The following is a 26,828-nucleotide window of genomic DNA, read 5'->3' on the forward strand; positions in this document are numbered from 1 at the left end:
CGATCGGAAGTAGAGACACACATGGTCTTCCGTAAGGGGGCCGCGGTAGCGGCCCTGGTTATCTCCGCCCTGGGAATCACCGCGGGCACCGCGGCAGCCGACCCGGTTCAGGACACGCCCGATATCCGATTCCGCGGCACTATCGTCGACCACTCGGTCGTTCTCGACATGGACGCCGGCTCGGTATCCGTCGCCGACAACCACCTGCGGTTCATCGATCGGCACGGCTCTACCGTCGCCTCGCTCCCACTCACCTACATTCGCGGCGGCACGGCGCTGCCGATCACGGCGCGACTCGACGGCGACAACTCCGTCACTCTGACCGCCGTCACCGATCCGGCCGCGGCACGGCCGGTCGACCCCGCCACCGCGGCGGAGCTCGAGGAGATCGCACACCCGGACAGCGACGCCCTGAACGACTTCGGCATGGCGATGATGACGGCCACCACCGTTGGCAGCCTGCTCGGCAGCGCGATCGGCGCGGGAATCGGCTGTGTGGCCGGCGGGATCGTCGGCGCGGCCGCCGGCGTGATCGTGACCATCGGTCTGCTCGCCATCCCCGGCGCGATCGGCGGCTGCCTCATCACCGGTGCCGCGCTCGGCGCCATAGGCGCGGTCGCCGGAACGGTTATCGTCGGTCTGCCCGCCCTTGTCGCCGCCGGAATCCGGTTCTGGGAAGATACGCACCCGCCGGCGATACCCGCTCCGCACGAAGCCTGATTCGGCCGACGGTGGTGCCGGCGGGCAAAACGTCCGCCGGCACCACCGCGCTTATTCCTGCATCAGTACACGCGAATCTCTCACTGCGCCACCGACAGTGTCGAACCCACCCGTGGCATCGATCGGATGGCTTCGGATCTGCGTTCCGCCTCCTGCCACAATTCCACCAATGTCTCCCGGGCTCGGGCCACCCGCGAACGGATGGTGCCGACAGGACAGTCCGCCGCTTCGGCCGCCTCGGCATAGGACAACCCGAAGACCTGGGTCAGCACGAACGCCTCTCGCCGGTCGTCCGGCAGCCACCGCAGCAGTTGGCCGATGACCACCTCCTCGCCGATATCGCTCTGCGCCCCTTTCCGCCGACGATCCATCTCGGCCTGCCAATCGCAGCCCTGGGTGATCTTGGGTCGCGCGGCGGCGGTGCGGATCCGGTCGACAACGGTTCTTCGGGCGATCGACAACAGCCAGACCCGCGCCGAGGACCGTCCGGCGAACCGCGGCAGGCTGCCGAGCACTCGGAGGAATGTCTCCTGGGTGAGATCGTCGGCCGACTGCACATCGGTGAGATGCGCGACGAAACGCCACACCTCGTGTTGGGTCCGGCGCACGAATTCCTCGAGGGCGTGCCGATCACCCGCGCCCGCGGCCAGCGCCAACGCGGTCACCTGGTCCTGGTCATCGGATGACATCGCCGGTCCAGGGCAGAGCCGAGCAGGAGGAATCGACGGTTGGTGCGGGACCGTCCGGTATGCGGTGCGGAAATCGAGGGCATAACGAATACATCTGGGTTCTCTTCGGTTCAGGGGACGCGCACAGGCGACATCCCGTCGAGTCCGCTGCCGCACGGTCCGCGCTCGAATGGTCACGGGCCTTCGGCACCGGGTGTTCACGGCGCTCTCGCGGCCGGACAACGGCCGGAGGTGACGTCCGCCGATCTCGCGCAGTCGGGTGCGTGCGAAACGGTCGGGCCGGCGGGCGCGCCGGCCGGCATCGGCGGGTTCTGCGAGCGAACTCAGAACCGGGGCGGTCCCCGCCGATCCATCGAATGGCGCAGTATGTCACCGATCCGAGGCGGAATGGGTTCCCGCCCGGTCGGACACAACAGCACCGGCGGGCCGGCGAGGTGGAAACGGGCGCCTGCCAACAGGAACAGCGGGACGAGGGCCCGAGCGCAGAGCGTGCCCAGCAACGTGAAGAAGGTTCGCTCCCCCCGCCACAGCCACACCGAGCAGACGAGAGCGGCCAGACAGTGCGCACCCACCATTGCCGGCGTCCCGTGCAGGGCGGACGGAACCTCATGCGCCCGACCGTGGACAGCGGCCGACGGCGCCACCGAATACCACATGTGCAGCACGCCCTGCCCGGCCAGCAGCCCGGCACCGATGGCGCACAACCCCACCTGCCGTTCGGCGAATGCCCAGGCACCGCCGGCGACCCCGAGCACCGCGAGTACCAGCGTCGACGGCGACAACGCGTGACCCGACACCTCGGCATGCCCGATCGCCGAAAGCAGTACGCAGACGAGTGCGAAAACCGATGCGCGAACCACCCGGATCGCGGGTGTGTGCATCGAGGTCATCGCACCACCCATCGTCGTCTCCGCGCGTCGAACACGATCAAGTATGGGCTACTGCTCGGCCCTGGGAACCCGGGTCGGCGCGGCGGGCGGCGTGGTGTTCGTCTCGGTCGCGACGGCGTCGCCCGGTCGGGAACGGTTGTCGAACGCCTCGAGGATGCGGGCGGTCAGATCGGGCGCCCGCGGCGCGAGTCCGACGCGCGTCCGACGAGTGAGTTCGGCGGCGGCGGTGTACCACCGGCGGCATTCCGCGCAGTGCTCGATATGCGCGTCCACCTCGGCCGACGGGATATCGTCGGGTTCGCCGTCGAGGCGTGCCGAGAGTGCTTCCCTTGTGACCGAGCAATCCACGCCCCGATTCTGGCACCGATAGTGAGCGTGGAAGGGTTCGCGGTTGCGAACGTCGCGGCGTCCGGGCAGCCGAGACACTCCCACTCGGCGACGGGCGTGGCAGCACACCGACGATCCTCGAGACATCAATCCGGCACCGGAGGGTCCTCGGTGCCCGTGCCATCGAAAGGATCGATATCGCCGCTCGGACACTCCGCCGCGCCGGGGACAGTGGGCGTGGACGGTTCCAGGTCCTCGAGTTCCACGGGAAACCCGTCGTCCCCGAGTGCCGATACGGTGCCGTCGGAGAAGATGAGCAGACCACGGTAACGAGGGTCGTCGATCATGGAAGCTCCCGATGTGGGTGAGAAGTGATCGTTCGCCAACCGAGGTGGCGTGAGAAGCCCGGCGTAGTGGAGGACACGAACCGCCCACCTCTTCGCGGTGCATTCGGTGATGTCGTGATTTCGATGGCGGCGGTAGACGGTTCGCGCGGCGTCGATGCCGATGTACGGCAGGATCACCGGTCCTGGTCTCGGTGGCCGCGTGAGTGTTCGGGGGATCGCAGTGATTCCACGATCCGTTCGAGGACGGCGATGTCGGGGACATCCACCAGTAGTGAAAGCCTTTCCGCTGTAGGCACTTTCACGCGATGTGCGAGCGGCGTTTGTGTGGGAGAGACATCGCGGTCTACTCCCCTACGGAATGATCGGACCGCTCCGGACGATCCGATTCGTCCGAGCGTCTACCCGTCACGCTATCGAGGAAAGCCCGAGCCGAACGCCGCGCGCAGCACACATCGGAAGAGCAGTGATGATGTATGCGCAGCAGAGTCTCGGCTTCCTCGTAACTTGTCACGCGCACGGGTTGGTTGCACCGCAGGGCGATGGAAAATCCCTCGTGCCCGAAGGACAACGCCATAGTTACCTCCTCGCTGTCAGGACTTGTATCGGCTCACATCCGTGGCCGACGTGCCGTGCCCACATCGAGCAAACCGATGAGCTCAGGAGGCAAGAAAGGTGGCAAGTCATCGAAAGCCGGCTTGCCACGGCAGTGTCGTAGGCCAGAATGAACCCATGCGCAGGGGGATACGATGAACGAACTGATCAATGAACACGAGCACCATTCAGCGACAATCGCCAACCAGTTGGCTCGCGAAATAAGACGGCTGAGGCTCGAAGCAGGGCTCAGCCAACGCGTCTTGGCGGTAAGGATCGGCTATTCTCGCCAGTACGTCTCCATGGCCGAATGGGAGGACACCAACCTTCCTTCCCGTGAGCTTGTTGCTGCTATAGACGCCGCATTGGCCGCCCAGGGACGACTGGTTGCTTTGCAGCGGCGAGCAAATAGGGAACGCCGGTCACTGCGCGAGCAGACGGTGGATGACACACCGTCTCCGGAGGCAGGAGGTAATTCGACGAAGCGACGAGACGCGCTGCGCGCTTTAGGGATCGGGATAGCTACTGGTACCGGACTTCGCGATCTCGTACTGGGGGCTGCGCATGAGTCATCCCGGCTCAGCGGTGCACTGAATCGACCACCGATTGCGGCGCATACTATCGAGGACACCACTGATGATTTGCGAAGGGTCGCAACCACCTACGTGCTGGCGCCTGATCTCCACGGCGTCTTCGTAGACCTTGTTTCTCTCCGCGACAGCATAGCCGCGCAACTCGTCTTCGCGGTACGACCTTCCGACATTCGTGAGCTATACGTTCTCATGTCTGCCGTATGCGCTCTTCTCGGCTCGGTTTCGCACGATTTGGCCGAGCCGAACGCAGCCTTTACACAAACCAGGAGTGCCACGATATATGCAAAGCTTGCAGGGCATAGACCGCTGGAAACGTGGGCGCACTGCACCCGTGCAATGATTGCCTCTTGGTGGGGAACACCTGAAAGCGTTTTGACCGAAGCAGACAGGGCGGGAAGTACTCATGGCATCCCCGGTATACGGCTTTCCGGACTGACTGCGCGCGCTTATGCAAAGCTAGGAAATAGAAATTCTGCGCAGCGAGCAATATATTCCGCGCTCGACATGCGAGAGCAACTGCCAATAAATGACGATCTCTCCTATCTCGGTTCCACATTCTCATTCTCGCCCGCCCGGCAGCATTATTACAACGCCATGACGTACGCAGAACTCGGCGAATGGTCAAAAGTGGCCTCGGAAGCGAACGAGACCATAGTCTTGTATTCGCCTATCCAGTCGCATACTTGGCCCACAACGCTCACTCTTGCGCAGATCAATCTTGCTCGCGCTCTCCTGCACCTCGAAGGTCCTGATGCCGCACTAAAAGTCCTGCATCCCGTACTCACAATCCCTTACGTCCAACGGATCCCCCAGATAATTTCGGGTTTACAACGATTGAGAGCCGATGCGGGGCGGCTCGACGCCAGCATGAGCCGGGAACTCGAGGAAGCGATCCAAAATTTCAAACCGAGTCGGAAGGAGGCCGAATAATGTCGGATACAAAAGCGCACGCCGTGGCGCACCGGCTACTCGCTCCCCGCATTGCTTATCTCATCGGGACCAGGGGTGAACAAGGAGAACCGGACCTCATCCCTGTTTCCAACTTGACATCGGTATCAACCGAGCCTCAACTTATCGCTGCGGCAGTCTTCAAGAAATGGCAGACATACCGCAATCTCTCAACCGCAGCTGGCTTCACTGTCAGCGTCCCGTTATACACCCGGTTGGATGCGGTTTGGAAATTGGGTTCGAAATATTCTGGGTTTGCGTTCGATTCCACGACAGACAAACTTGTTGCCAGCGGAATCGATTTAGACAATGAGCGTTCTGCATATGGTCCGATTACTCCGTCCGGAATCGGCTGGATGAGCTGTCGAATTATTGCCCGTATAGACTTGTCCGGCAACCACGGAATATTTGTAGGGGAGGTGGAGGAGGCCTGGTTCAATCCAGAGTACCTTCATTCCGACGGCACACCCATGGGCTCTGTGAAACCTGTGATGCAGCAGACGGGGAATCTCTTCACTACGGCCGCTGATGAATTGTCCTCTGTACCCTACTTCGAGGACGAGGCCCGAGCATCCTCCGAGGTCGTATCGGCAATGGATACCTCCGGAAGAGATTCCACAGTAGGCGGGGTCCATAAAGGCCTGCCGCCCGTTCCTCCGGCCGGGCTTACCTCACAACCGGCCCCTGAGAACGGGCTCTAGGTCAGCGGTGACATGAACGACCACAACCGCTGCTCGAGGTCACGGGCGCTGTACTCGCGGTATCCGTAGGGTTGGTCGGTCGGTGAGTAGACGATGTCCGCACCCCGCTGTTCGGCGTGCCGGTGGTGGGCGTCGACATCGTCGACGACGATCGACATTCCATCGGTACATGCGCCCAAGGTCTGCGGTGAGTGCAGTCCGAACTGTTCGGAGACCTGATGCAGCCAGATCACTCCGTCCCCGGCGGTGACCTCGGCGTGGTAGACGGTTCCGTCGGGCGTGCGCGCGATGCGGCCCGGTTCGAAACCGAAGACGGTGGTGAGGAATTCGTGGGCCGCCGCGATATCGCGGTAGACCAGGGTGGGGATGCGGCGTTGGATCTTGGTGTCGAGCATTGCCATGTCCTCCAATGTGTCGAGGAGTTCGCGGATATCGAGCCCACGGTGTCGGGCAAGGGCCTCGGCCATCGCGGCCAGGCGGTTGCGCAGCCGGTGTTCTACGCCGAGCCGCTGATCGAGGCGGGCGATGTGACGGTTCACGGTGGCGAGCAGATCCCAGTCCGGATCGCCGAGTGCGGCGGCGACCTCGTCCAACCGCAGCCCGAGCTGCCGGAGCAGCCCGATACGGTAGAGCCGCTCCACATCCCTGGCCGAGTACAGTCGGTGCCCGGCACCGGTCCGTCGAGATGGTGACAACAGTCCGATCTCGTCGTAGTAGTGCAGGGTGCGCACGGTGAGCCCGGTCGCGGCCGCCAATTCGCCGACCTTGACGGCGCTATCGGTCCCGCGCTGTGTCCTGTCGCTGCCGGTCTTCGTCACGGATCCGACCATAGAACGTCACGTTACGTGAGGTGCAAGCCCTGCGAAGGCGTTGACCGAGTGCCCCACCATGCCGAGATGGCAGCGATGGCCTTTATGTCACCCGGGCCCGCTAGCCTCTGGCGCATGGGACTAGCGGTGGCAACACACACATACGCCGATGCACTGATCGAGGACGACGACCCCGAACTTCTCGACGAGCTGCGGGATCACCTTCGCGCGCTCAACGAGCTGCTGATCGCCGAGAAACTCCCACTCCATCACGAGGCGACGGCTCGCGGCGCGGAGACTCCACGGGATCGGGTGGGCAGCGTTCCCTACAGTTTCGTGCACTACCTCCGGCGCGCGTACGCACGGGCGTACGAAAATCCCGACGAACCGCTGGCCCCTGTCGCGGACGGTGAGGACCCGACCGACGATCCGGTGCTCGACAGCCTCGTCTACATGTTCGAGTCCCATCTCCTCTGTCATTCGGACTGTGAGGGTTACTACGTACCGGTCGATTTCGACGAGGTGCTTTTCCCGGACGACGAACTGGGCCTGCCCGGCGGCATGGTCGGATCGAGCATGGCGTTGCTGCGCGAACTCGTCTACGTGGCACCGTATCTCGGCATCACCGTGTCCGACGGCGAACTGACCGATACCGAAATCGACCGGATCTACGAAGAGCACAACGACGAACACCCGCTGTACCGCGAACGGGAGACGTGGGTGCTCCTCTACGAGGCGGCCCGCGTCTCCGTGGCGAACAACACCGTCATCACCTTCTGCTGAGGAACTACCGGTCTACTCCCGCTCGACCGGTACACCCGATCCGCCCGGACGGTCGGGAGCGCCGGGCGGATCGGGTGAGTGGACCGATGGGCCCCGAGTCGGACGGTCCGCACCGAGATGCGCCGGCGACGGTTGAAGGCCGACGCGGCGAGACCGCTCACACGGTGATCTCGCCCGAGCACACCGGCGCGGGCAGAACCAGCAGGCCGTGGTTGACGGCGGAGATCGTGATCCGCACCCGCCCCGGACCGCTGTTCACCTGGTAGAGCTGGTAGCCATCGGTCTCCTTCATGCCGTGCCGGTAGCCGATCTGGTGCACCCCGGTGCGGCCGTTGTCGAGGTTGCGCCATTCGACCCGCGCATCGGTGGCGTAGCCGAATACGCTCCTGCTGTTCGATGTGAAGGTGAAAACTCCCGGAGTGTCCGTACTCGTCACCACACTGCCGCCTCCGTTATAGGGCAGGTCGACGAGGTTCGGGCTGACGCCGTAGCAGTTCATCGCCACGTACTGGCTGCGGCTCCACGCTTGAGCCGGTGCGGCGACCGCGGTGGCGGCGGCCAACCCCGCGAGTGCGATACCGGCCATGGCGCATTCGATGCGCATTGATCAATCCCCTCCGTGCTCGTTCCGTCTACCGATCTCCTGGTCCGTCTACCCCGAAGCGGGTTTTTCACACACGCAATCGAATTCACGATGTCGGCACCGCCCGAACCTCCCCGTCACAGGCGTGATCGGGTACCCCACCGACATTATCGGTAGTTCGTCGCCGGCGAGAACCATACCGAACCGACACCACGCGTCCCTCCTATGGCGCCGGGCGGCCATTGCGTTCGGGCACTCGGAGACGATGATCGGGAGGGCGATCGGGAAGGACTCGGCAGGCCACGGCCCCGCTGCCGGGGACCCGATGCACCGACGCGCGACAAGAGCGCGATAATGCGATGGTGCGTCGGAACATAGTGCCGGATGACCAGCCGGCCGACGATAACATGGCCGGATGAGTGTCGATAATCGCCGTTCCGTGCGCGCGAGGGAAAGCCAAGACCTCGCGAAGGCCGGCGAGCCGGCACCCAGACAGATCCGGCGCCGGCCGAAGAACCGCCGGGCCCAGATCGCCGCGGCAGCGGCCAACGCGTTCGGAACGCTCGGCTACCACGGCGTGAGCATGGAGGATATCGCCTCCGGCCTCGGTATCAGCTCCGCCGCCCTCTACCGGCACTACCCCAGCAAGTACGCGCTGTTCCGGGAGGAACTGCTGCGGGTCGGCCAGGCCATGACCGAATCGGTGCGGTTGCCGGACGAGGCGGGGCAGTGGCCGCCCGAGCGTCGGTTCCGCCATCTTCTCGACACCCTGATCACCGTCACGGTGACCAACCGCACCAGTGTCACCCTGGTCCGCTGGGAGGGCCGCTACCTGGAGGACCCTGACGAGCGGGTCCGTATCGAGCAGCAGACCACCATCCTGTCCGCGCTCGACACCCAACTCGCGCTGCTGCGTCCCGAACTCTCCGACGGCGACCGCGGAGTCCTGGTCGCCTCCATTCTGTCGACCATCACCAGCATCGCCGACCACCATGCCTCGCTCCCGGCGAAACCACTGACCTCCCTGTTGGTCTCGGCGTGTATGGACCTCGCGGGCGCGACACTGCCACCGCCCACCGAGGGAGAACCCGCTCGGACGGTGGAAATCCCCGAGTCCTTCAAACACGAACTACTGCTGCGCAAGGCGGTCGAACTGTTTCACGCGCGCGGCTATCCGAACGTGAGCGTGGAGGATATCGCCACCGCCGCCGGCCTATCCGCCGCATCGGCGGTCTACCGCTTCTACCGCGGTAAAAGCGATATCCTGACCGCCGCGTTCCGGCGCGCCGCCGACCGAGTGGCCGGCGCCATCGGCCCGGCGGTGGCGGTGACCGATAACGCGGAGGCGGCGCTGACCTCGCTGATCCGCCAGTATGTGGACGGCTCGTTCGCCGAACGCGCGCTCACCTTCGTCTACTACACCGAATTCCAGCATGTCCCGGCCGAGCAACGAACCGCGTTGCGCAATATCCAGCGGGTCAGCGTCGAGGAGTGGGCGCGATTGCTGCGCGAGGTCCGTCCCGACCTGTCCTCGGCGCAGTCGCGATTTTTGGTGCATGCCGGCTTCGCACTGGTCGTCGACCTCGGGCAGACGTTCGACACCGCCCCCATCGCGTCCCAGGAGCGGGTCGCGCGCCTGGTACAGACCGTGCTGTTCGGGCGACCGGCCCAGGACCGACGGCCTATCGGGTAACCGGTTCGAATGGGTTGTTCATCTGGTCGACCGGCCGGCGCCCGTCGACCTTCTCCATCCGCATCACCATGGCCAACCGGGCATACCTCGACCGTCACCGCCGAGCACGACCGGTCGATGATTACCGTCCCGTGACCCAAGTCGAATGGCTCGGGTTCGAGGAGCACTTCGACCAGCGCAAAGTCGCCCCCGTCGACCTCGGCATACCAGCTGTCGGCTCCTGGAACGGATCAGGACACAACACAGTGGGACCCTTGTCGACGTCAATCTGGAGAGGCGGCGGTGTGGCAACTCCGACCGAAGCGGCGCTGCGTTCCTTCGATCAGCGCGACCACCAGATCGGCGAAAGTGCGGAGAAGGATCCGGAAGAACAAACTGCCGATCTGAACCGAACCGGACGAGCGCGGGATGCTACACCGTGGACGTAAGCAGCGAATTTCTCGTTAATGGATTGGCGTACAACCATCTACGCAGCACCATCAGGGGAGTTGACGGAAATCTCACTGTATCAGCGGATTTCCCCGGATGATCCCCGCCGGTGCCGGACCTTCCCCGTGTCCGGCGCCGGCGTGGAATCCGGTGATCTCGAGTCGCACTTGGGATCTCGTTCACACCGCTGTCCAGGGTACTGGCAATCGCCGAGATACCGGGGAGATCCCGTCGGGGTGTCCCGAGTTTTCGGTGCATTTGCGCCGAGTCGTGTTGGCAGCGCATTGATCACATGCGATCGGCATCTCGCCGGGTACCGCCGCGGAAATCGGCGCGCCAGGCCCGTGATCAGCGCAGATACTCCGCAATCCGTTCCGCGAGTAGCACCGTCGTCGCCTGCGGTCCCCGGCACAGGGCCACCGGAACGATGGAGAGGTCGGCCACCGACAAACCGGAGATTCCGTGTACCGCACCCCGATCATCGACCACCGCGCGCGGATCGGTCACCGAACCCATGCGGCAGGTTCCGGACAGATGTTGCGAGGTGCCCAGAGAACGGGTCAGCCACTCACCTGGCACGGCGGCCGGGACCGTTCCATCCCACTGGGGATCGGCGGAGCCCACCGGTTGCGCCCCCATTCGCCGCAGCAGGTCTATGGCCAGTACCGAGGCGCTGCCCAGCCGGGACAGATCGGTTCCTTCGGTGAGATACCGGTATTCGATGATCGGCGGCACCAGCGGATCGGCCGACCGCAACCGCAGGGATCCGCTGCCGTGCGGGCGCATGAGGGCGACTCCCAGCTGCCGTACCCCGGGTACAAAAACGGCCGTGTACGGGCGGATCTCGATATCCTCGAAGGCCAGGACGGATTCCAGCGGCACCGTTCGCCCCAGCGCCGCCGGGTGACGGTAGGTGATCCCGATTTCGGGATGGTCGAGGCACCACGCGCCGACAGGGGACGGACATACCACCGAGATCCCCAGCGCCTTCAATTGGTCGGGCGGCCCTACACCGGAACGCAGTAGCAGGGCGGCCGTTTCGATCGTGCCCGCGCACAGCACCACCCGGTCGGCCCACAGCGTCTGTTCGCGGCCTTCGATCAGGCAGTCCACGCCCGTCACGCGGTCTCCACGAAAACGTAGCCGGGTGACGGCCGTGTTTCCCGTGATGGTCAGGTTCGGGCGCGGCAGCACCGGCAGCAGGTACGACCGGGCGGTGCCTATCCGCTCCCGGCGTCCGGCCTCGTCGGCGGGACCGATATTGCACGGCACCGGCCCCACCCCGGAATCCGGCCCGCCGGGCATCGCGTTCCAGTCGGCGACCGGGGGAAAGCCCAGTTCATCGCATGCCGCGGCGAAGTCCTCGGTGAGGCCCGCGGCCCGAAAGATCCGCCGCACCGGAACCGGTCCCCCGCGGCCGTGCCCGGGGAGGTCGGCGTAGTCGTAGTCGTGTTCGAGCGCGCGGTAGTACGGCAGGACCGCCTGGAAATCCCATGCGCGACTGCCGGCTTCGCTGCTCCAGGCGGCGAAGTCCCCGGCGGTGGCGCGGACGAAATAGCAGCCGTTGACGGATCCGGAACCGCCGACCACCGTGCCGCGCACAATACTTCCGGACCGCCCGGCGGTGAGTTCGACCGGATAGCGCCGCAGCCAGGGGGCGTCCGCGGCGAGCGGGAGACCGGTGCCGTCGCGCAGTTCCTCGGGGAACAGTTCGGCGGTGGTCCACACCGGGCCGGCCTCCACCACGCGCACGATATGCGAGGGGTCCTCGCTCAGCCTGGCCGCCAGCACACAGCCGGAGGTTCCGGCGCCGACGATCAGGGTGTGCACCATCTGCGACGGATCCGGCTCAGCGCGGCGGCAGGGTGGGTCGCAGCGCCTCCGGACTGCGCGCCCGGACCGCGCCCAGCCACAGACCGGCCCCGTAGCCGATATCGTCGAGCCGGCGGAAGACCAGGTAGCGCAGCGGGTCCAGTCCACCGGAATCGCGATGGGTGTACCAGTCGGCCAGACCGTCGGCCAATGCCATGGTCAGCGCTATACCGCGGATACGCCGGGAGAGCAGCATGGCCACCAGGGTCACCGGCCAGTAGTGGCGGCACATGGCCGACGCCAGCCGCCATACGCCGGCGCAGTATCCGCGGGCCAGATAGATCGCGGCGATCCGGGTGGGATTGTCCACCCCCGTGAACAGCGGACGCATCCGACGCAGCGCGGCCAGCAGGGTGGTCGCCCCGCAGGCGAAACCCCACCGGGTGCGGGTGGCGAAGAAGACCGTCGCCAGGACGGTCCAGATCGGCACCGACAGGGGTGTCACCTTCCCGGCGTGCCGTTCGCTCAGCGGAGCGGCACCGGTTCCGTAGAACACCTTGCGTCGAAACCAGTCGCGGAACGACACCCGATGGTCGTGGGCCACCTGCGCGGCCGGTTCGTAGCGCAGCCGCCACCCCGCGCGCTCCAGCCGCCAGCACAGGTCGACATCCTCGGCCACCTGCATGGTCTCGTCGAAACCGCCTTCGGCCAACAGCACGTCACGCCGCACCAGCAGGGCCGCGCTGGGCACATACGACACCACCCCGCGCGACTGCACCGCCGATTCACGCCGTCCCAGATCCAGCGACGAGCGGGTGTGCTCGTAGCGGGCCAGGGTATTGGACTCCGGGTCGAGCGCGACGATGCGCGGTGCCACCAGCGCCACCTCCGGATCGCTGAAATGGCCGAGCATGACCTCCAGCCAACTGCTGCGCGGCACCACGTCCGAATCGAGGAAGGCCACGAACTGGGTTGTCGCGGCCCGTAAACCGGTGTTGCGGGCCGCGGCCGGGCCGCGTTGCCGCTCGTGCCGCAGGACGGTGACGTGGCAGCGGAGCCTCTGCTCGTCGGGAAGGCGCACCGGTTCGTTCGAACCGTCGTCCACGACGATCACCGTATGGCCGCGCAGGGCGCCCAGCAGGCGCAGCAGCCCGCCCTGGTTGTTGTGCAGCGGCACGATGACCGTGACGTCCTGCGGCGAGGGCAGCAGCCGGGGCCGGGGGTTGGCCACGCCGGAATCCAGCAGCCGGCGGGCCACCACGGCCGACTGTGGGCCGTCCACCTCGAGATATCCGTCCCCGATCATTTCCGCGGCCTCCGGAGCGAGCCGCAGCAACCGGGCAGGCGAACCACCGATCAGGATGCGTCCCCCCGAGTATGCGCGTACCCGCGGGTCGATCCGCACCCCGAATCCATCGGGCAGGCGATCATGGCGCATTCCTGGCATGTTAACTGCAGATTCGACCGCTGACATCAGCACGGTGGAAAAAGTATCGGGGTACGGAAGAACTACGCGAAACCGTAGCCGAGTAGGCCATGATCTGCGTCACGATTCGTCGGCACCATGACGAATCGCGGCCCGGAGCAACGGCACAGCAATCACTCGGCTGCCGTGTCGTCACTCCGGTTGCATTCACCACATATGCCCCATGAGCCGCAATAGCCTCATACCAACGGGCTTTCGTCACAGGCCCGCTTCGGCCGCCGCGTGGGCGGCAGCAACGTCAGCGGCACCGGTCCCGCCGAGCGGGACCGGCGGGGCGCCGATGTGCGCGAGTGGTCGACGGCCGGACGGGGAACAACCCGACCGGTATCGGCCAGCGCCGCGGCACCATAGCCCTGGACGCACTCCGGGTCCGGACCGTCGGCGGGCAGCCCGGTGAAGAACTTCGCCGCCATACAACCGCCCCGGCAGGAGTCATAGTGGGCACACGAGGAACAGGCCCCGCCCCCACTGGGCTCCCGCAGCTCGGCGAACAGCTCCGACTCCCGCCATACCGCGGCGAAACCGCCGTCGGAGACCACATTCCCGGCATGGAACCGCTCATGGATGGCGAATGGGCAGGCGTACACATCGCCCACCGGATCCACCAGGCACACCACGCGGCCCGCACCGCACATATTGAGGCCGGGCAGCGCCTGTCCGTAGGCGGACAGATGGAAGAACGAGTCCCCGGTGAGCACACCCTCTCCGTTGCGCAGCAGCCAGTCGTAGAGCTCGCGCTGCTGCTCCGGCAGTGGATGCAGATCGTCCCAGACGTCGGCACCACGGCCGGACGGACGCAGCCGGGTCAGCCGCAGGGTGGCGCCGTATCGGTCGGCGATCTCCCGGAACCGATCGAGCTGGCCGATATTGTGCCTGGTCGCGACCACCGACAGCTTCGCGTCCGCGAATCCGGCGGCGGCCAGGTTCTCCAGGGCCCGAATCGCCATATCGTAGGAACCGGGCCCGCGCACGGCGTCGTTCACCTCGGCGTCGGCGCCGTCCAGCGAGACCTGGACGTCCACATAGTCACTGGCGGCCAGCCGCCGCGCGGCCTCCGGGGTGATCCGCACACCGTTGGTGGAGAACTTCACCCCCACCTGGTGCGCCGTCGCGTAGTCGACGAGCTCCCAGAAGTCCGAGCGCACCGTCGGCTCGCCGCCGCCGATATTGACGTAGAACACCTGCATGCGCTGGAACTCGTCGATCAGCGCCTTGCACTGTTCGGTGCTCAGCTCCCGCGGGTCCCGCCGCCCCGACGAGGACAGGCAGTGCACACAGGACAGATTGCACGCGTAGGTGAGTTCCCAGGTGAGGCAGATCGGGGCCGCCAGCCCGGATTCGAACCGGTCCACCAGCCGTACCGCCGGGTCGGCCGGAGCCATGTTCGCCAGTGGCGCCGCCGGCACCAACTCGGCGGTCGGCGGCGCGACGGTGAGCATGTCCGAATCGACGAGTTGGGTCAGTGCCTTCACATAGGGTTCGGCGTTCTCGTCCCGGACACCCGCCGCTCGCAGGGCCGAGCGGGCCGAGTCGTGACCGGGCAGTGACCGCACGATCTCGACGATCCGCGGATTCTTCAGGAACGACAGTTTCCGGTTGCCGAAGTGGTACAGCAGCGCACCGAACGGCTCTGGCCGCAACGCCACCCTCGGATGTAGCCGCCAGCGGGTCTCCAGGTCGAGCATCTCGGGCCGCCGGTCAGTAGACGCCGCACATGCCGTCGATGGACACCTCTTCGATCAGGGTCTCCTCGATAACCGGCGCGTCCTCCGACCGCGCCTCGACAGTCCCGACCGGGCCGCGGTGATCGGTATCGGCATGTCCGAAGGAGCGGTTGTCCGCCATGGGTACCTCCACAGGTTGTACGACACCATCGCCGCCACGGCCGGGGCCGGCGGCGATGCCGACTGCGACCGCCGACTGCGACCGCCGTCACACCATAACGTCATGGGCTGACAAAATGGAACAGTTTTCGTGTGATGGCCGCGCCCGGTTCCGATTCGCTTTGGCTCTAGAATTCCGATGGCAAGCAGCTGAATAACGGGCAGCTGAACGGGACGTAACGGGCAATACCGCTCGGCGCGCAGAGGTGACATGGGAGTCGTGCGTATGCAGACGAACGGGGGCGGCAATACACTGTCGGAAACCGAGATCGTCGAAGCGGCACTACGGGTCGTGCGCGCGGACGGCGTGGAGAAGCTATCCATGCGCCGGCTGTCCCGAGAACTCGGCGTTTCCCCGATGGCGCCCTACTACTATGTCGCGGACAAGCGAGAGCTGCTGGACCTGGTCGCCTCGGCGGCGCTGGCCGGCGTGCGCAAACCGCCGCCGGAGGCCGGACCCTGGCAGCAGCGGCTGCGGGAGCTGGTCGACCAGATCGACGAGCGGTTGCGCAAACATCCAGGCCTCGGCGATGTGCTGATCGAGCAGATGCTGGGCAAGCAGCTCGACCTCATCGCCTCGATCATGGAGATCCTGTACGAGGCCGGGTTCGGAGAGCGCGATGTCCTGTCCGCCTACGCGACCATCCACACCTATCTCTTCGGTCGACGCCGGGTGAACCCGCGGGACCTCGGCACCCCGCCCGATGTGGTGATACCCGACAGCGTGCAGCGGGCCATGCAGCATCTGCCCGACCTGCGCGGCCGGTACTCCTACGACTTCGGGATGGAGGTGCTGATCGCCGGGCTGGAAAGCCGCCTTGTCCAGCAGCCCCGGGCCGACGTACGATGAAACTGAAACACGTTCTAGTTTTGTGGCGGTAACCACCGCGCCGGTACGAGAGGACGAGATGACCACCGTCGAAGTTCCCCATGGCTCGCGTTCGGTGGTGCTGCGAATCGCCGCGGTCATCACCGAAACCGCCGACGCCTGCTCGCTCGTCTTCGACGTGCCCGGCGACCTACGGGAACGCTTCGAGTACAAACCGGGCCAGTTCCTCACCCTGCGCATCCCCAGTGAACTGACCGGATCGGTGGCCCGCTGCTACTCACTGGCCAGTTCGCCTTACACCGACGACAAGCCCAAGGTCACGGTGAAGCGGACCGCGGGCGGCTATGGCTCCAACTGGCTGTGCGACAACGCCCGCCCCGGCCAAGAGGTCGAGGTGCTGCCGCCGTCGGGCGTGTTCACCCCGAAGAACCTCGACGAGGACCTGCTGCTCTTCGCCGCCGGCAGCGGAATCACCCCGGTGATGTCCATCCTGAAGTCCGCGCTGGCCCGCGGCAGCGGCCGAATCGTGCTCGTCTACGCCAACCGCGACCAGGACTCGGTGATCTTCGCGACGGAACTGCACGAACTCACCCAGAAGCACCCCGACCGGCTCACCGTCGTCCACTGGCTGGAAACCCTCCAGGGCCTGCCCACCGTCTCGGCGCTGATCGGCCTGTCCCGCCCCTACACCGAGTACCGGGCCTTCATGTGCGGGCCCCGGGCCTTCATGGACAGCGTGCACGAGGCTCTCGGCGGGCTCGGGGTGCCGCGCGACCGCACCCACGCGGAGACCTTCAACTCCCTCGCCGGCGATCCGTTCGCCGACCAGACCCCGGTCGAGGTCTCCGAGGAGGAAGCCGCCGACGCCGCCACGGTCGAGGTGGAACTCGACGGCGAAATCCACGAACTGCGCTGGCCGCGCAAGCAGACCCTGGTCGACATCATGCTCGACAAGGGACTCGATGTCCCCTACTCCTGCCAGGAAGGCGAATGCGGGTCCTGCGCCTGCACCGTCCTGGAAGGCGAGGTGGAGATGGACAACGCCGAAATCCTGGACCCGGAGGACATCGAGAACGGGTACATCCTCGGCTGCCAGGCACACCCCGTCACGGACCATTTGCGTATCCAGTTCTGAGCACGGCTTCCCACTGGGAATGGACCTTCGGCCACCGCCACATAACTGGACTAGACTTAGCTAGATCTAGTACCGTGATGAGATGACGGCGGTGAACATACACGAGGCCAAAACACATCTGTCCAGGTTGCTCGAACGTGTCTCGAAGGGGGAACGCATCGTGATCTCGAAGGCGGGGGTGCCGATAGCCGACCTGGTGCCTCATCGGGCAGCGCCGGTGACCATCGGCGGACTGAAGGGGCAATTGCGATACGACGACAGTGCATTCGAGATCGACCCGGACATTCAGCGAATGTTCCACGGGGATGACGCGGATGCTCCTGCTTGACAGCCAGACCACATTGTGGCTGCTGGACGACAATCCTCGGCTGGGTGCGGCAGCACGCAAGACGATCACATCCGCGACGGAGGTGTACGTCTCGTCGGCAACGATCTGGGAGCTGACCCTCAAATCCATGCTGGGCAGACTGACGGTGCCGACGAATCTCACCGAGGTGTTGGGCGATCAGGGCCTGGGAATCCTCGATGTAACCGGACAACACGCGGAGGGCCTGCGTGAATTCCCCGAACTGGTACGCCACGACCCATTCGATCGGTTGATCACCTCACAGGCATTCTGCGAGCGATCGCTGCTGCTGACCGCGGATACCGTACTGCTAGGGCTGCGACGAGATTTCATCACCGACTCGACGCAATAGGGCACCGAGGACACGCCCCGGCTCGTAAGCCGCCGCACCGGCCGGGAGTTCGCCGGGACGGCCACTGTTGTACACCCGCACGGTCCCATTGCCCGTACTCGGACGACCGAGTGCGTCCATCCGGCGGATGGTCTGCGCGGCCACCGCTTGGGCGCTGTCGAACAGTCGCACACCGTCCGGCAGCGCGGCGACGATATGGTCCACCACCAACGGATAGTGGGTGCAGCCCAGAACCACGCCTTCGACATCGTCGGGAGTGCGCGCGGCCGCGGCGGCGATGGACTCGCGTACCGCGACCATATCGCCCCGGTCGACAGCCTCGGCCAGGCCGTGACAGGCCACCCCGGTCACCGTCGCGTCCCCACCGAACTTCGCGATGAGATCCGCCTGGTACGGACTCGCCGTCGTCGCCGCCGTCGCCCAGACGGCCACCGACCGGCACACCGCCGCGGCGGGCTTGATGGCGGGGACCGTGCCCACCACCGGGATATCCGGTCCGATCGAGGCGCGGGTGTGCTCGAGCGCGGTGACGCTCGCCGTGTTGCAGGGGATCACAATGACGTCGGCGCCGAGTTCCACGGCCGCTCGTGCGGTACCGACGACGCGGTCGATGACCCATTCTCCGGGCTTGGGTCCCCAGGGAGCCCCATCGGGGTCCAGTTGCAGCAGCAGATCCACATGGGGCCGCAGCTTGCGCAGCCACGCCGCGGTGGGCAGCAGGCCGAAACCCGAATCGATGAGCGCAACGATCACGGAATCAGGTTATTGGCCCGCGCCGAGCAGCTCCGCCACCGGGGCGCCCGCGGCCACCTTCGCGCGCATCTTCATCACCTGGCCGGCCATCCCCGCGCCGACCACCGCGGCCAATCGACCGTCGCGGATGTAGTAGGCGAGGAACTTGCGGCCGTCATCGGAGACGATCCGCACATCGTCATCGGCGCGGGGGGCGCCGAGCGACTGAATTTTGATGTTGTACTGGTCGCTCCAGAAGTACCGCACCTGCGCCGCACCCGGCGGTTCGACACCCAGCAGCGCGCAGGACAGCAGCTTCGCCTGCTCGCCCGCATTGGTCCAGTGTTCGACCCGGCGGCACTCCCCGGAGGGATACCGCCAGGCGGCGACATCGCCGACCGCCCAGACACCGTCCACATTGGTGCGGCCGGCCTCATCGGTGCGGATACCGCCACCGAGCGAGGGCGGGGCCAGTTCGATATCAGAGTCCTCCAGCCAGTCGGTCACCGGCCGCGAGCCCACACCGACCACCACCAGATCGGCCCGCACCTCGCTCCCGTCGGTGAGTGCCGCACCGGCCACCCGACCACTGTCCTCGGTCAGCAGCTCGCGCACCCCCATACCGCAGCGCAGGTCGACCCCCTCGGCGCGGTGCATCCGGGCCACCAGCTCCCCCACCTGTTCACCCAATACCGCCGCCAGCGGCGTCGGCTGCGGTTCCACCAGCACCACCGGCACATCCGCGGCGCGGAAGCTCGCGGCCAGCTCACAGCCGATGAAACCGGCACCGATCACCAGCGCCCGGCTCGCCGTCTTCAGCTCGTCGCGCAGTGCGGCGGCGTCGTCGTGACTGCGCAGGACGTGTACGCCGGGAATGTCCTCGGTGCCGGGCAGCCGCCGCGGCACCAGGCCGGTCGCGATGATCAGCCGGTCGTAGGCCAGATCGCCGCCGTCGGCCAACCGCACCCGCCGGGCGGAGAGGTCCACGCCGACGGCCCGGGTGTTCATCCGCAGATCGATCCGCTGTTCGGTGAAGAACTCACTCGGACGCAGCGCCGTATCGTCGGTTTCCCCGCGCACGAACTGTTTGGACAGCGGCGGACGATCGTACGGCGGTCGCGCTTCGGCACCGAGCAGCACCAACTCGCCCTCGTATCCGGCCCGGCGCAGCTCCTCGGCGGTGCGCAGCCCGGCCAGGCCGGCGCCGACGATCACGATCGGTGCGGTCATACCGAACTCCCTTCCGGCAACCGGCTCGACGGTGCCGGCCATATGTTGCGAATCGCAGAATGTAGCCCACCCTAACCTGCACCGATCCGCAATCTTCGTGACCCACATCATGCTTCATTGATATTCGGATCGCCGCGCAATCGTGTCCCTGGCGCTGTCGACCGCGCGGTCAAACAGGTCTATACCAAGGTCGGAGCCCTATTTCGGGTTCTGTTCCAGTAGAGGAGGGCCACCGAAATGTTCACCGAAAGCCGCGCCCAGGATTTATTGGCAATGGTGCTCGGCATCTTCGTCGCCCTGTCGCCGCTGTGGCTGGCCACCAGCAACCGAGCCGCATGGACGATGGTCGTGCTCGGCGTGCTGATCGCGCTCACCGGCCTGGCCCAGATGTCTCGGCCGGAGTTGTCCATCGCCGACTACGCCATGGGCCTGTTCGGCGTACTGCTGTTCCTGGCCCCATGGGTCATGGACTACACCGGGTACACCGGTGCGTCATGGACCTCGTGGATCGTCGGGATCGTGACCGTACTGGTCGCCGCGGCGGCACTGCCCGCTATCGCCGGGCGGGGGCACCGCACCGTACCGCACCACTGATGACATCGCGGCGGTCCGGGCGGCGCCGCAATGCGAAAACCGACGGCGACGCCCGTCTGCTCATCCTGGACGCGGCCGAGCGACTGTTCGCCCAACAAGGATTCGATGCCACCAGCACCGCCGCCGTCGCCGCGGCGGCCGGAGTTCCGAAAGGACTGATCTTCTACTACTTCCCCACCAAGGAGGCGATTCTGTCGGCACTGGTATCCGAACGGGTACCGGATCGGCCGGTCGTCGATATCGGCCCGCTCGTCGCGCCCGGCGATCCGACGACAAGTCTGCTCAACCTGGATGCCGCCCTGAACCGGGACGACCGACACGGGCCGGTGCTGCGGACGATCATGTGGCAGGAGGCCCGCACCCACCCCGAGGTCGGCCGGCGACTGCGCGGCGTACGAGACCAGTTGCTCGATCTGACGGCGCGGGTACTGCAGGCCAGTGCCCCGGCGCCGGTGCGGCCCGGCACGCTGCGCGCCTGCGCCGCGGCATGGGTGTCGGCCATGTTCTCCCTCGCCGACTGGCCGGCCGCTCCGGGCGACAGAACACCGGCCGGGGGTCCGGAACCGCTGCGCGTGGCGCAGGTCATCACGGCCGGGATGGCCCAACTCGGGTGACACGGTCCGGGGACGAGCCCCCGGCAACAAAACCGGACAGAATGTAATTCTCGTCACTCGGAACGCATAGCCGCCGGCAACGGGCATATCGGGGGATCACAAAACCTGTGTCGGCAGGTAACAATGGGCGGCATGGATGCCGAATACGCCAGCCTCGGAGACGAACTACGCGCCCGCCAGGAGGAATACCGGCGCAACCAGCAGAACTCCGAGTCGGGGGGATGGTCGAGCACGGGGATGACCGGTGTCACCCCCGCGAACGGCTCCACGGGTCGGCCCGAGTTCATCTCGGACAACAACTACGCGTGGACCCCGGCTCCCACATTCACCACACCACCACCCGGACCGCCGCAGCAGACCAACGGGTCCTATTCCTCCGGCACATTCGGCAGCTACCCGTCGGGCACATTCAGCGGCCAGAACGGGACCTATTCCTCCGGCACCCCGCACACCCCGAACGGGAGCAACCCTGCCGGCTCGTCGAACACCGGGAACGGGACCTATCCGTCGGGTTCGTTCAACGTCCAGAACGGCTCGTACACATCGGGTTCGTTCAACGGCCTGATAAGCCCCGAGGGGTTCACCGACAGCGGTGGCGACGCGGGCGGCACGTCCCCGTCCGGCAACGAGTCCTACACCACGGGCATCTTCGACGGGCCGAGTTCCCCGAACACCGTCGGCTTCACCGACCTCTCCGCCACAGGCGGGTCCGTCCCCTCCCCCGCCACTTCCGACAGCGCGGCCACGATGGTGGTGAACGCCCCGAACAGCTCCAAGTTCACCGCCCCACCGCAGCGGCCGGACAGCCACTCGTCGGTACCCGTTCAGCCGACTCCTCCCGGACCACCTGCCCTACCGGCCTCACCGAGCGCATATGCCGCACCGGCCACGCAGGACGACGATTCACAACCCATCACGGCGGTCCTGCCCAAAACGGGTTCCCTGCCCGCTCTTCCGACACGGTCCTCGGCAACCCGAGCGTCGAGCCGGCCGGCAGCACAACCGACAATGGCGGGCCGGCCCACGACATCCACATCGGCGTCCTCCGCCGGGACCGCCGCGTCACGGGACGACCGCTTCCCGGAAACGGCCGCGCCGGCCACCTCCGCGCCCGAGGCTCCGGGACCGCGGACTCCGGCGCCGGATACGCCCGCGATACAGGAGACCCCTTCGCGGGAGCCCCGGTCGGCCGAGGCCCTGGCATCCCTTTTGGCGGAACAGTTGGCGTTGGCCGAGCGACTGTCCTCGGCGGCCTCGAGGGAGACATCCGCGGCGGCGTCCCTGTCACGGCAGACACCCGAACCGGAAGCACATCCGGCGCACTCGTCGAACGGCCGGGTGCCGGGCATACCGTCGACGACATCCGCCCCCGCACCGAGCCGGTCGGCCGTGCCGCGGCTCCCCGCACCCGACGCGGATATCGCCGCCTCCACGGCTACCCAGCCATCCGATCACTCCGGCTGGTTCTCGACGATCTCGGACGAAAACACCGCTCCACCGTCCCCGCCATCGGATGAGGCCGGCGAGCCGGCCCCGCACACCACCGACCGACCGGAGAGTTCCGAAGAACTGTACGGCCCCATTCGGGACGAAGCCCATAACACCGCTCCTCCGGTGTTCGAGGCGCCGCCGGCGGCCACGCGAAGCGAACGCAGACGCAACGGCTCCTCCGAGTTCCGCCCGCGCGCACTCACCGAGTTCCATGCCGCACTCGCGCCCGCCGCGCCGACAGAACCTCCCGCCGGAGCCCCCGATAGCCGGGCCGCGGCACCGGCACCGGCCGATACCGCCTCCCGCCGTTCCCGGCGGCGCAGCGCCGACAACAACTCCGAGATCAATATCCACCTGATCATGCAGTTGCTGCTGGCCGGCGATGAACTCCACGACGTCGCCACCCGCGCCGAAGCGGGCGACGCGTCGATCGAAGAGTTCATCCACACCGCCCGGCAGGCCCGCGACGCCTCCCTGGCGGTGGTCTCCGCGTGGTACGGCGGGACCGACCGGATGGTGAAATTCGCCCAGTCCCTCCTGCACGCGGCCGGCGAATCCGACTGAATCCGGACAACGCGCCGGATGTCGGTTCGCCGGCCGCGCTCGGGCGGCCCGCGCCCAGGCGCTCGACCGGTTACCGAGCCAGGATCCGTGCCGCCGCCGTAGGCGGAACCTGCGCGTAGGAGTCGAACACCATGGTGTAGCTCGCCCGGCCCTTGGTTTTCGACCGCAGGTCACCGATATAGCCGAACATCTCCTCCAGCGGAACCAGGGCGGTGACCACCCTGGCGGCACCCCGGAGCGCCGTGGCCTGAATCCGTCCGCGGCGAGAGTTCAGATCACCCATCACCTCACCCAGGTACTCCTCGGGTGTGGTGGCCTCGATCCGCATGATCGGCTCCAGCAGTACCGGACCGGCCTGCGCCAGTGCTTTCCGTACCGCGTCGGCTGCCGCGGTACGGAAAGCGAGTTCGGACGGGTCCTTGGTGTGTGCGGCGCCGTCGAACAGCACGACCCGCACATTCACCATCGGGTACCCGCCCAGCACGCCTCCTGCCACGGCGTCCTGTGCACCGGCGTCGACCGCCGGCACATACTCCTTCGGCACCCGCCCACCGACCACCCGGCTCTCGAACTCGTAGACCGCGCCGTCGTCGGCGACCATCGGCTCCACCCCGAGCACCACCTTGGCGTACTGCCCGGAACCGCCCGTCTGTTTGCGGTGCGTGTATTCCAACCGATACGTCTCGGTGATGGTCTCCCGATATGTCACCCGCGGTTTCCCGATCGCGGCCGCGACCCCGAACTCTCCGCGAAGCCGATTCGCCAGCACATCCAGATGCAGTTCTCCCATACCGCCGAGCACGGTCTGCCCGGTTTCCGGGTCCAACCGCACCGAAACGGTCGGGTCCTCCTCGGCGAGAACCTGAATTGCCGCACTCAACCGCTCCCGGTCGCTGCCGGTGGCCGGTTCCACCGATACCGTGATCACCGGTTCGGGAAACGTCATCGACTCCAACGCGATCGGCTGCCGCGGATCGCACAGGGTGTTACCGGTGGTGGTGTCCTTCAGCCCGATCACCGCACAGATATCGCCCGCTCGGACCCGTTCGACCGGGTATTCGGTGTCGGCGTGCATCCGGAACAGTTTGCCCAGTCGCTCCTTTCGTCCGGTGGTCGAATTCAGGACGGTCGCCCCGGCCGCCACCTGTCCGGAGTACACCCGCAGATAGACGAGCCGGCCGAAGAACGGATGTGCGGCGACCTTGAACGCCAAGGCCGCGAAGGGACCGTCGGTATCGGCGTCGCGGTACACCACGATGTCCGTACCCGGCAGGTGCCCGGCCACCCCGCCACTGTCCGACGGCGACGGCAGATAATCCACCACGGCGTCGAGCAGCGGTTGCACGCCCTTGTTCCCCAGCGCCGAACCGCACAGCACCGGGTAGACCTCGGAGGCGACCGTCATCCGGCGGATCGCGCCCTTGATCTCCTCGACGGTGAATTCCACACCGCTCGAGAATTTCTCCAGCAGCCCCTCGTCCGACTCGGCGACCGCCTCCATCAACTCGCTCCGATACCGTCGCGCCAGTTCGGCCGACCCGTCCGGAATGGCCACCGTGCGGTACCGCATCCCGAAATCATCGGCATCCTCCCACACCTTCGCGGTCATCTCGACCAGGTCGACAATGCCCTCGAAGGTGTCCTCCGCACCGATCGGCAACTGGATGACCAGTGGTTTCACCCCGAGCCGAGCAGTGATGGACGCTACGGTGGCGCCGAAATCCGCACCGCGTTTGTCCATCTTGTTCACAAAGCAGATCCGCGGCACACCATAGCGATCCGCCTGCCGCCATACCTGCTCCGACTGGGGGTTCCACGCCTTCTTTGGCATCGAAAACCACCACGGCGCCGTCGAGCACTCGCAGGCATCGCTCCACTTCGACGGTGAAGTCGACATGACCCGGAGTGTCGATGATGGTGATCCGGTGCTCGTTCCAGAAACAGGTCGTCGCGGCGGCGGTGATGGTGATACCGCGTTCGCGTTCCTGCGCCATCCGGTCCATCGCCGATGTGCCGTCGCGCACCTCACCGAGTTTGTGGGTGACACCGGAATAGAACAGGACACGCTCGGTGGTGGTCGTCTTACCGGCATCGATATGCGCCATGATGCCGATATTGCGCAACCGGGCCCGCTCGTCTCGTCCTCGCGTCATCGCGGGAACTCCCCTCGCATCAATCGTTTCGTCGTACAGGACGACACTCGCCGAACTGATGCGTTCCGCGACGGCGCGAGCGTCACGCGGTATGCCGACAGCACACCGGATGGCGCCCGTCGACTACCGCAGCTGCGGACCTCCCGAAACCATGCCCACCTGTATACCGCCCACCGCACACACCGACAACGGGATTTCCCCCGACACGGCAAAGGGCCGCTCCCCGAAGGAAGCGGCCCTTTCTCGTAAGACCGGGTCTTACTTGATGATCTTCGTGACGCGACCGGCGCCGACGGTGCGGCCACCCTCGCGGATCGCGAAGCGCAGACCCTCGTCCATGGCGACCGGCTGGATCAGCTTCACCGACATCTCCGTGTTGTCGCCGGGCATAACCATTTCGGTGCCCTCGGGCAGGGTCACAACACCCGTCACGTCAGTGGTACGGAAGTAGAACTGCGGACGGTAGTTGTTGAAGAACGGGGTGTGGCGGCCACCCTCGTCCTTCGACAGGATGTAGGCCTGACCCTCGAACTCGGTGTGCGGGGTGGTGGTGCCCGGCTTGATGACGACCTGGCCGCGCTCGACATCCTCACGCTTGATACCGCGGATCAGCAGACCGGCGTTGTCACCGGCCTGAGCCGAATCCAGCATCTTGCGGAACATCTCGATACCGGTGATGGTGGTCTTGGTCTTATCCGGACGGATGCCGACGATCTCGACTTCCTCGTTGAGGTTGATCACGCCGCGCTCCACACGACCGGTGACCACCGTGCCACGGCCGGTGATGGTGAACACGTCCTCGATCGGCATCAGGAACGGCTTGTCGGTCTCACGCACCGGGTCCGGGATGGACTCGTCGACCGCGTTCATCAGCTCGAGCACCGACTCGGTCCACTTCGGGTCGCCCTCGAGCGCCTTCAGACCGGACACGCGCACGACCGGGGCGTCCTCGTCGAACTCCTGCGAGGCCAGCAGTTCGCGGACCTCCATCTCGACGAGCTCGAGGATCTCCTCGTCGTCGACCATATCCGCCTTGTTCAGCGCGACCAGGATGTAGGGCACGCCGACCTGACGGGCGAGCAGCACGTGCTCACGGGTCTGCGGCATCGGGCCGTCGGTGGCGGCGACCACGAGGATGGCACCGTCCATCTGGGCCGCACCGGTGATCATGTTCTTGATGTAGTCGGCGTGACCGGGGGCGTCGACGTGCGCGTAGTGGCGCTTCTCGGTCTGGTACTCGACGTGGGAGATGTTGATCGTGATACCACGAGCCTTCTCCTCCGGCGCCTTGTCGATCTGATCGAAGGCAAAGCTTTCGTTCAGATCCGGGTACTTGTCCGCCAGCACCTTGGTGATCGCTGCGGTCAGCGTGGTCTTGCCGTGGTCGACGTGACCGATGGTGCCGATGTTGACGTGCGGCTTCGTCCGCTCGAACTTCGCCTTCGCCACTGTGGTGTCCTCCTGGACTTGTTGGTGCTTGCTAGTTGCAGCAGTGCGGATTATT

26 protein-coding genes and 1 pseudogene are annotated in these 26,828 nt (G+C 66.1%); 13 read left to right on the forward strand and 14 right to left on the reverse strand.

Features of this window, described 5'->3' with window-relative positions:
* Nucleotides 1–21: 21 nt before the first annotated feature.
* A complete protein-coding gene (locus ON20_RS22520; protein WP_040838350.1) occupies nt 22–720 on the forward strand; it encodes a DUF8020 domain-containing protein in 699 nt (232 codons plus the stop codon).
* Between the two features lie 80 nt (nt 721–800).
* On the opposite strand, the gene ON20_RS22525 is transcribed toward ON20_RS22520, so the two are convergent.
* The 4 genes from ON20_RS22525 to ON20_RS36665 form a co-directional block, all read right to left on the reverse strand.
* Entirely contained in the window at nt 801–1,409 is a 609-nt protein-coding gene (locus ON20_RS22525; RefSeq protein WP_040838352.1) for a sigma-70 family RNA polymerase sigma factor, read from the reverse strand.
* A 323-nt stretch (nt 1,410–1,732) separates the two neighbouring features.
* Nucleotides 1,733–2,290 carry a hypothetical protein gene (locus ON20_RS22530; protein WP_218002592.1) on the reverse strand — a complete coding sequence of 186 codons (558 nt, stop codon included), beginning with the start codon at nt 2,288–2,290 and terminating at the stop codon, nt 1,733–1,735.
* 57 nt (nt 2,291–2,347) lie between these two features.
* Nucleotides 2,348–2,647 (reverse strand): zf-HC2 domain-containing protein, encoded by a 300-nt coding sequence (locus ON20_RS36660; protein ID WP_051163118.1) that lies wholly within the window; start codon nt 2,645–2,647, stop codon nt 2,348–2,350.
* Nucleotides 2,648–2,772: 125 nt separating this feature from the next.
* Nucleotides 2,773–2,973, reverse strand: a complete 201-nt coding sequence (locus ON20_RS36665; RefSeq protein ID WP_157228950.1) for a hypothetical protein — start codon at nt 2,971–2,973, stop codon at nt 2,773–2,775.
* A gap of 746 nt (nt 2,974–3,719) precedes the next feature.
* On the opposite strand from ON20_RS36665, the gene ON20_RS34715 reads away from it, so the two are divergent.
* Together ON20_RS34715 and ON20_RS34720 are read left to right on the forward strand one after the other, a co-directional pair.
* Nucleotides 3,720–5,087: a helix-turn-helix transcriptional regulator gene (locus ON20_RS34715; RefSeq protein WP_083865141.1), complete on the forward strand. Its 1,368-nt coding sequence runs from the start codon at nt 3,720–3,722 to the stop codon at nt 5,085–5,087.
* A complete protein-coding gene (locus ON20_RS34720; protein WP_083865142.1) occupies nt 5,087–5,806 on the forward strand; it encodes a flavin reductase family protein in 720 nt (239 codons plus the stop codon). Before ON20_RS34715 ends, ON20_RS34720 begins: the two co-directional genes overlap by 1 nt.
* On the opposite strand, the gene ON20_RS22550 is transcribed toward ON20_RS34720, so the two are convergent.
* Nucleotides 5,803–6,624, reverse strand: a complete 822-nt coding sequence (locus ON20_RS22550) for a MerR family transcriptional regulator (protein WP_245547396.1) — start codon at nt 6,622–6,624, stop codon at nt 5,803–5,805. The genes ON20_RS34720 and ON20_RS22550 overlap by 4 nt on opposite strands.
* Nucleotides 6,625–6,762: 138 nt before the next feature.
* Between ON20_RS22550 and ON20_RS22555 the strand changes: the two genes are divergently transcribed.
* On the forward strand, nt 6,763–7,398 hold the full coding sequence (locus ON20_RS22555; RefSeq protein WP_051163121.1) for a putative DNA-mimic protein: 636 nt from the start codon (nt 6,763–6,765) through the stop codon (nt 7,396–7,398).
* 157 nt (nt 7,399–7,555) lie between these two features.
* Here the strand turns inward: ON20_RS22555 and ON20_RS22560 are convergent, their stop codons facing one another.
* Nucleotides 7,556–8,002, reverse strand: coding sequence for a hypothetical protein (locus tag ON20_RS22560; protein ID WP_040838356.1), 447 nt, complete (start codon nt 8,000–8,002; stop codon nt 7,556–7,558).
* A gap of 394 nt (nt 8,003–8,396) precedes the next feature.
* Here ON20_RS22560 and ON20_RS22565 point away from each other — a divergent pair, with 394 nt between their 5' ends.
* Together ON20_RS22565 and ON20_RS22570 are read left to right on the forward strand one after the other, a co-directional pair.
* Nucleotides 8,397–9,674 carry a TetR/AcrR family transcriptional regulator gene (locus ON20_RS22565; protein WP_040838358.1) on the forward strand — a complete coding sequence of 426 codons (1,278 nt, stop codon included), beginning with the start codon at nt 8,397–8,399 and terminating at the stop codon, nt 9,672–9,674.
* A gap of 131 nt (nt 9,675–9,805) precedes the next feature.
* Complete coding sequence (locus tag ON20_RS22570) at nt 9,806–10,102, forward strand: hypothetical protein (protein ID WP_157228951.1); 297 nt, start codon at nt 9,806–9,808, stop codon at nt 10,100–10,102.
* A gap of 349 nt (nt 10,103–10,451) precedes the next feature.
* Here ON20_RS22570 and mftG read toward each other — a convergent pair whose 3' ends face one another.
* From mftG to mftA, 4 genes are all read right to left on the reverse strand, one after another.
* Nucleotides 10,452–11,936 (reverse strand): mycofactocin dehydrogenase MftG, encoded by a 1,485-nt coding sequence (gene mftG, locus ON20_RS22575; protein WP_040838360.1) that lies wholly within the window; start codon nt 11,934–11,936, stop codon nt 10,452–10,454.
* A gap of 16 nt (nt 11,937–11,952) precedes the next feature.
* The gene (gene mftF, locus ON20_RS22580; protein WP_040838362.1) at nt 11,953–13,353 is read right to left on the reverse strand and encodes a mycofactocin biosynthesis glycosyltransferase MftF; all 1,401 of its coding nucleotides are present in this window, start codon (nt 13,351–13,353) and stop codon (nt 11,953–11,955) included.
* A gap of 227 nt (nt 13,354–13,580) precedes the next feature.
* Entirely contained in the window at nt 13,581–15,086 is a 1,506-nt protein-coding gene (gene mftC / locus ON20_RS22585) for a mycofactocin radical SAM maturase (protein ID WP_083865143.1), read from the reverse strand.
* A 13-nt stretch (nt 15,087–15,099) separates the two neighbouring features.
* Complete coding sequence (mftA, locus tag ON20_RS34725; protein ID WP_083865144.1) at nt 15,100–15,246, reverse strand: mycofactocin precursor MftA; 147 nt, start codon at nt 15,244–15,246, stop codon at nt 15,100–15,102.
* A 264-nt stretch (nt 15,247–15,510) separates the two neighbouring features.
* On the opposite strand from mftA, the gene mftR2 reads away from it, so the two are divergent.
* The 4 genes from mftR2 to ON20_RS22605 all read left to right on the forward strand — a co-directional run bounded on the left by mftR2 (nt 15,511) and on the right by ON20_RS22605 (nt 17,946).
* Entirely contained in the window at nt 15,511–16,134 is a 624-nt protein-coding gene (gene mftR2 / locus ON20_RS22590; protein ID WP_051163133.1) for a mycofactocin system transcriptional regulator MftR2, read from the forward strand.
* Nucleotides 16,135–16,192: 58 nt separating this feature from the next.
* Entirely contained in the window at nt 16,193–17,248 is a 1,056-nt protein-coding gene (locus ON20_RS22595) for a ferredoxin--NADP reductase (protein WP_040838424.1), read from the forward strand.
* 82 nt (nt 17,249–17,330) lie between these two features.
* On the forward strand, nt 17,331–17,576 hold the full coding sequence (locus ON20_RS22600) for a type II toxin-antitoxin system Phd/YefM family antitoxin (protein ID WP_040838363.1): 246 nt from the start codon (nt 17,331–17,333) through the stop codon (nt 17,574–17,576).
* Nucleotides 17,563–17,946, forward strand: a complete 384-nt coding sequence (locus ON20_RS22605) for a type II toxin-antitoxin system VapC family toxin (protein ID WP_157228952.1) — start codon at nt 17,563–17,565, stop codon at nt 17,944–17,946. Before ON20_RS22600 ends, ON20_RS22605 begins: the two co-directional genes overlap by 14 nt.
* Here ON20_RS22605 and ON20_RS22610 read toward each other — a convergent pair.
* Together ON20_RS22610 and ON20_RS22615 are read right to left on the reverse strand one after the other, a co-directional pair.
* On the reverse strand, nt 17,905–18,699 hold the full coding sequence (locus ON20_RS22610; RefSeq protein WP_040838367.1) for a glutamate racemase: 795 nt from the start codon (nt 18,697–18,699) through the stop codon (nt 17,905–17,907). The genes ON20_RS22605 and ON20_RS22610 overlap by 42 nt on opposite strands.
* Nucleotides 18,700–18,708: 9 nt before the next feature.
* Nucleotides 18,709–19,908, reverse strand: coding sequence for an NAD(P)/FAD-dependent oxidoreductase (locus tag ON20_RS22615; protein ID WP_040838426.1), 1,200 nt, complete (start codon nt 19,906–19,908; stop codon nt 18,709–18,711).
* Between the two features lie 237 nt (nt 19,909–20,145).
* Here ON20_RS22615 and ON20_RS22620 point away from each other — a divergent pair, with 237 nt between their 5' ends.
* The 3 genes from ON20_RS22620 (at nt 20,146) to ON20_RS22630 (ending at nt 23,171) form a co-directional block, all read left to right on the forward strand.
* The gene (locus ON20_RS22620; protein ID WP_040838369.1) at nt 20,146–20,502 is read left to right on the forward strand and encodes an SPW repeat protein; all 357 of its coding nucleotides are present in this window, start codon (nt 20,146–20,148) and stop codon (nt 20,500–20,502) included.
* Nucleotides 20,502–21,116: a TetR/AcrR family transcriptional regulator gene (locus ON20_RS22625; RefSeq protein ID WP_040838371.1), complete on the forward strand. Its 615-nt coding sequence runs from the start codon at nt 20,502–20,504 to the stop codon at nt 21,114–21,116. The genes ON20_RS22620 and ON20_RS22625 overlap by 1 nt, the downstream gene beginning before the upstream one ends.
* A gap of 132 nt (nt 21,117–21,248) precedes the next feature.
* A complete protein-coding gene (locus ON20_RS22630) occupies nt 21,249–23,171 on the forward strand; it encodes a hypothetical protein (RefSeq protein WP_157228953.1) in 1,923 nt (640 codons plus the stop codon).
* A 70-nt stretch (nt 23,172–23,241) separates the two neighbouring features.
* Here ON20_RS22630 and fusA read toward each other — a convergent pair.
* Together fusA and tuf are read right to left on the reverse strand one after the other, a co-directional pair.
* Nucleotides 23,242–25,324, reverse strand: a pseudogene (gene fusA, locus ON20_RS22635) (elongation factor G).
* 258 nt (nt 25,325–25,582) lie between these two features.
* Nucleotides 25,583–26,773 carry an elongation factor Tu gene (gene tuf, locus ON20_RS22640; protein ID WP_040838375.1) on the reverse strand — a complete coding sequence of 397 codons (1,191 nt, stop codon included), beginning with the start codon at nt 26,771–26,773 and terminating at the stop codon, nt 25,583–25,585.
* Between the last annotated feature and the right edge of the window lie 55 nt (nt 26,774–26,828).

The organism is Nocardia brevicatena NBRC 12119 (genome assembly GCF_000308495.1).
In the GTDB taxonomy this organism is placed as follows: Bacteria; Actinomycetota; Actinomycetes; order Mycobacteriales; family Mycobacteriaceae; genus Nocardia; species Nocardia brevicatena.

What these genes read in the sequence shown, in the direction of transcription:
- ON20_RS22560 (WP_040838356.1), bottom strand. Translation starts at nt 8,002, where the DNA reads ATGCGCATCGAATGCGCCATGGCCGGTATCGCACTCGCGGGGTTGGCC.
- ON20_RS36665 (WP_157228950.1), bottom strand. Translation starts at nt 2,973, where the DNA reads ATGATCGACGACCCTCGTTACCGTGGTCTGCTCATCTTCTCCGACGGC.
- mftR2 (WP_051163133.1), top strand. Translation starts at nt 15,511, where the DNA reads ATGCAGACGAACGGGGGCGGCAATACACTGTCGGAAACCGAGATCGTC.
- ON20_RS22600 (WP_040838363.1), top strand. Translation starts at nt 17,331, where the DNA reads ATGACGGCGGTGAACATACACGAGGCCAAAACACATCTGTCCAGGTTG.
- ON20_RS22625 (WP_040838371.1), top strand. Translation starts at nt 20,502, where the DNA reads ATGACATCGCGGCGGTCCGGGCGGCGCCGCAATGCGAAAACCGACGGC.
- ON20_RS34720 (WP_083865142.1), top strand. Translation starts at nt 5,087, where the DNA reads ATGTCGGATACAAAAGCGCACGCCGTGGCGCACCGGCTACTCGCTCCC.
- ON20_RS22615 (WP_040838426.1), bottom strand. Translation starts at nt 19,908, where the DNA reads ATGACCGCACCGATCGTGATCGTCGGCGCCGGCCTGGCCGGGCTGCGC.
- mftG (WP_040838360.1), bottom strand. Translation starts at nt 11,936, where the DNA reads ATGGTGCACACCCTGATCGTCGGCGCCGGAACCTCCGGCTGTGTGCTG.
- ON20_RS22565 (WP_040838358.1), top strand. Translation starts at nt 8,397, where the DNA reads ATGAGTGTCGATAATCGCCGTTCCGTGCGCGCGAGGGAAAGCCAAGAC.
- ON20_RS22605 (WP_157228952.1), top strand. Translation starts at nt 17,563, where the DNA reads ATGCTCCTGCTTGACAGCCAGACCACATTGTGGCTGCTGGACGACAAT.
- ON20_RS22595 (WP_040838424.1), top strand. Translation starts at nt 16,193, where the DNA reads ATGACCACCGTCGAAGTTCCCCATGGCTCGCGTTCGGTGGTGCTGCGA.
- ON20_RS22630 (WP_157228953.1), top strand. Translation starts at nt 21,249, where the DNA reads ATGGATGCCGAATACGCCAGCCTCGGAGACGAACTACGCGCCCGCCAG.
- mftF (WP_040838362.1), bottom strand. Translation starts at nt 13,353, where the DNA reads ATGCGCCATGATCGCCTGCCCGATGGATTCGGGGTGCGGATCGACCCG.
- ON20_RS34715 (WP_083865141.1), top strand. Translation starts at nt 3,720, where the DNA reads ATGAACGAACTGATCAATGAACACGAGCACCATTCAGCGACAATCGCC.
- ON20_RS22530 (WP_218002592.1), bottom strand. Translation starts at nt 2,290, where the DNA reads ATGCACACACCCGCGATCCGGGTGGTTCGCGCATCGGTTTTCGCACTC.
- ON20_RS22520 (WP_040838350.1), top strand. Translation starts at nt 22, where the DNA reads ATGGTCTTCCGTAAGGGGGCCGCGGTAGCGGCCCTGGTTATCTCCGCC.
- mftA (WP_083865144.1), bottom strand. Translation starts at nt 15,246, where the DNA reads ATGGCGGACAACCGCTCCTTCGGACATGCCGATACCGATCACCGCGGC.
- ON20_RS22525 (WP_040838352.1), bottom strand. Translation starts at nt 1,409, where the DNA reads ATGTCATCCGATGACCAGGACCAGGTGACCGCGTTGGCGCTGGCCGCG.
- mftC (WP_083865143.1), bottom strand. Translation starts at nt 15,086, where the DNA reads ATGCTCGACCTGGAGACCCGCTGGCGGCTACATCCGAGGGTGGCGTTG.
- ON20_RS22620 (WP_040838369.1), top strand. Translation starts at nt 20,146, where the DNA reads ATGTTCACCGAAAGCCGCGCCCAGGATTTATTGGCAATGGTGCTCGGC.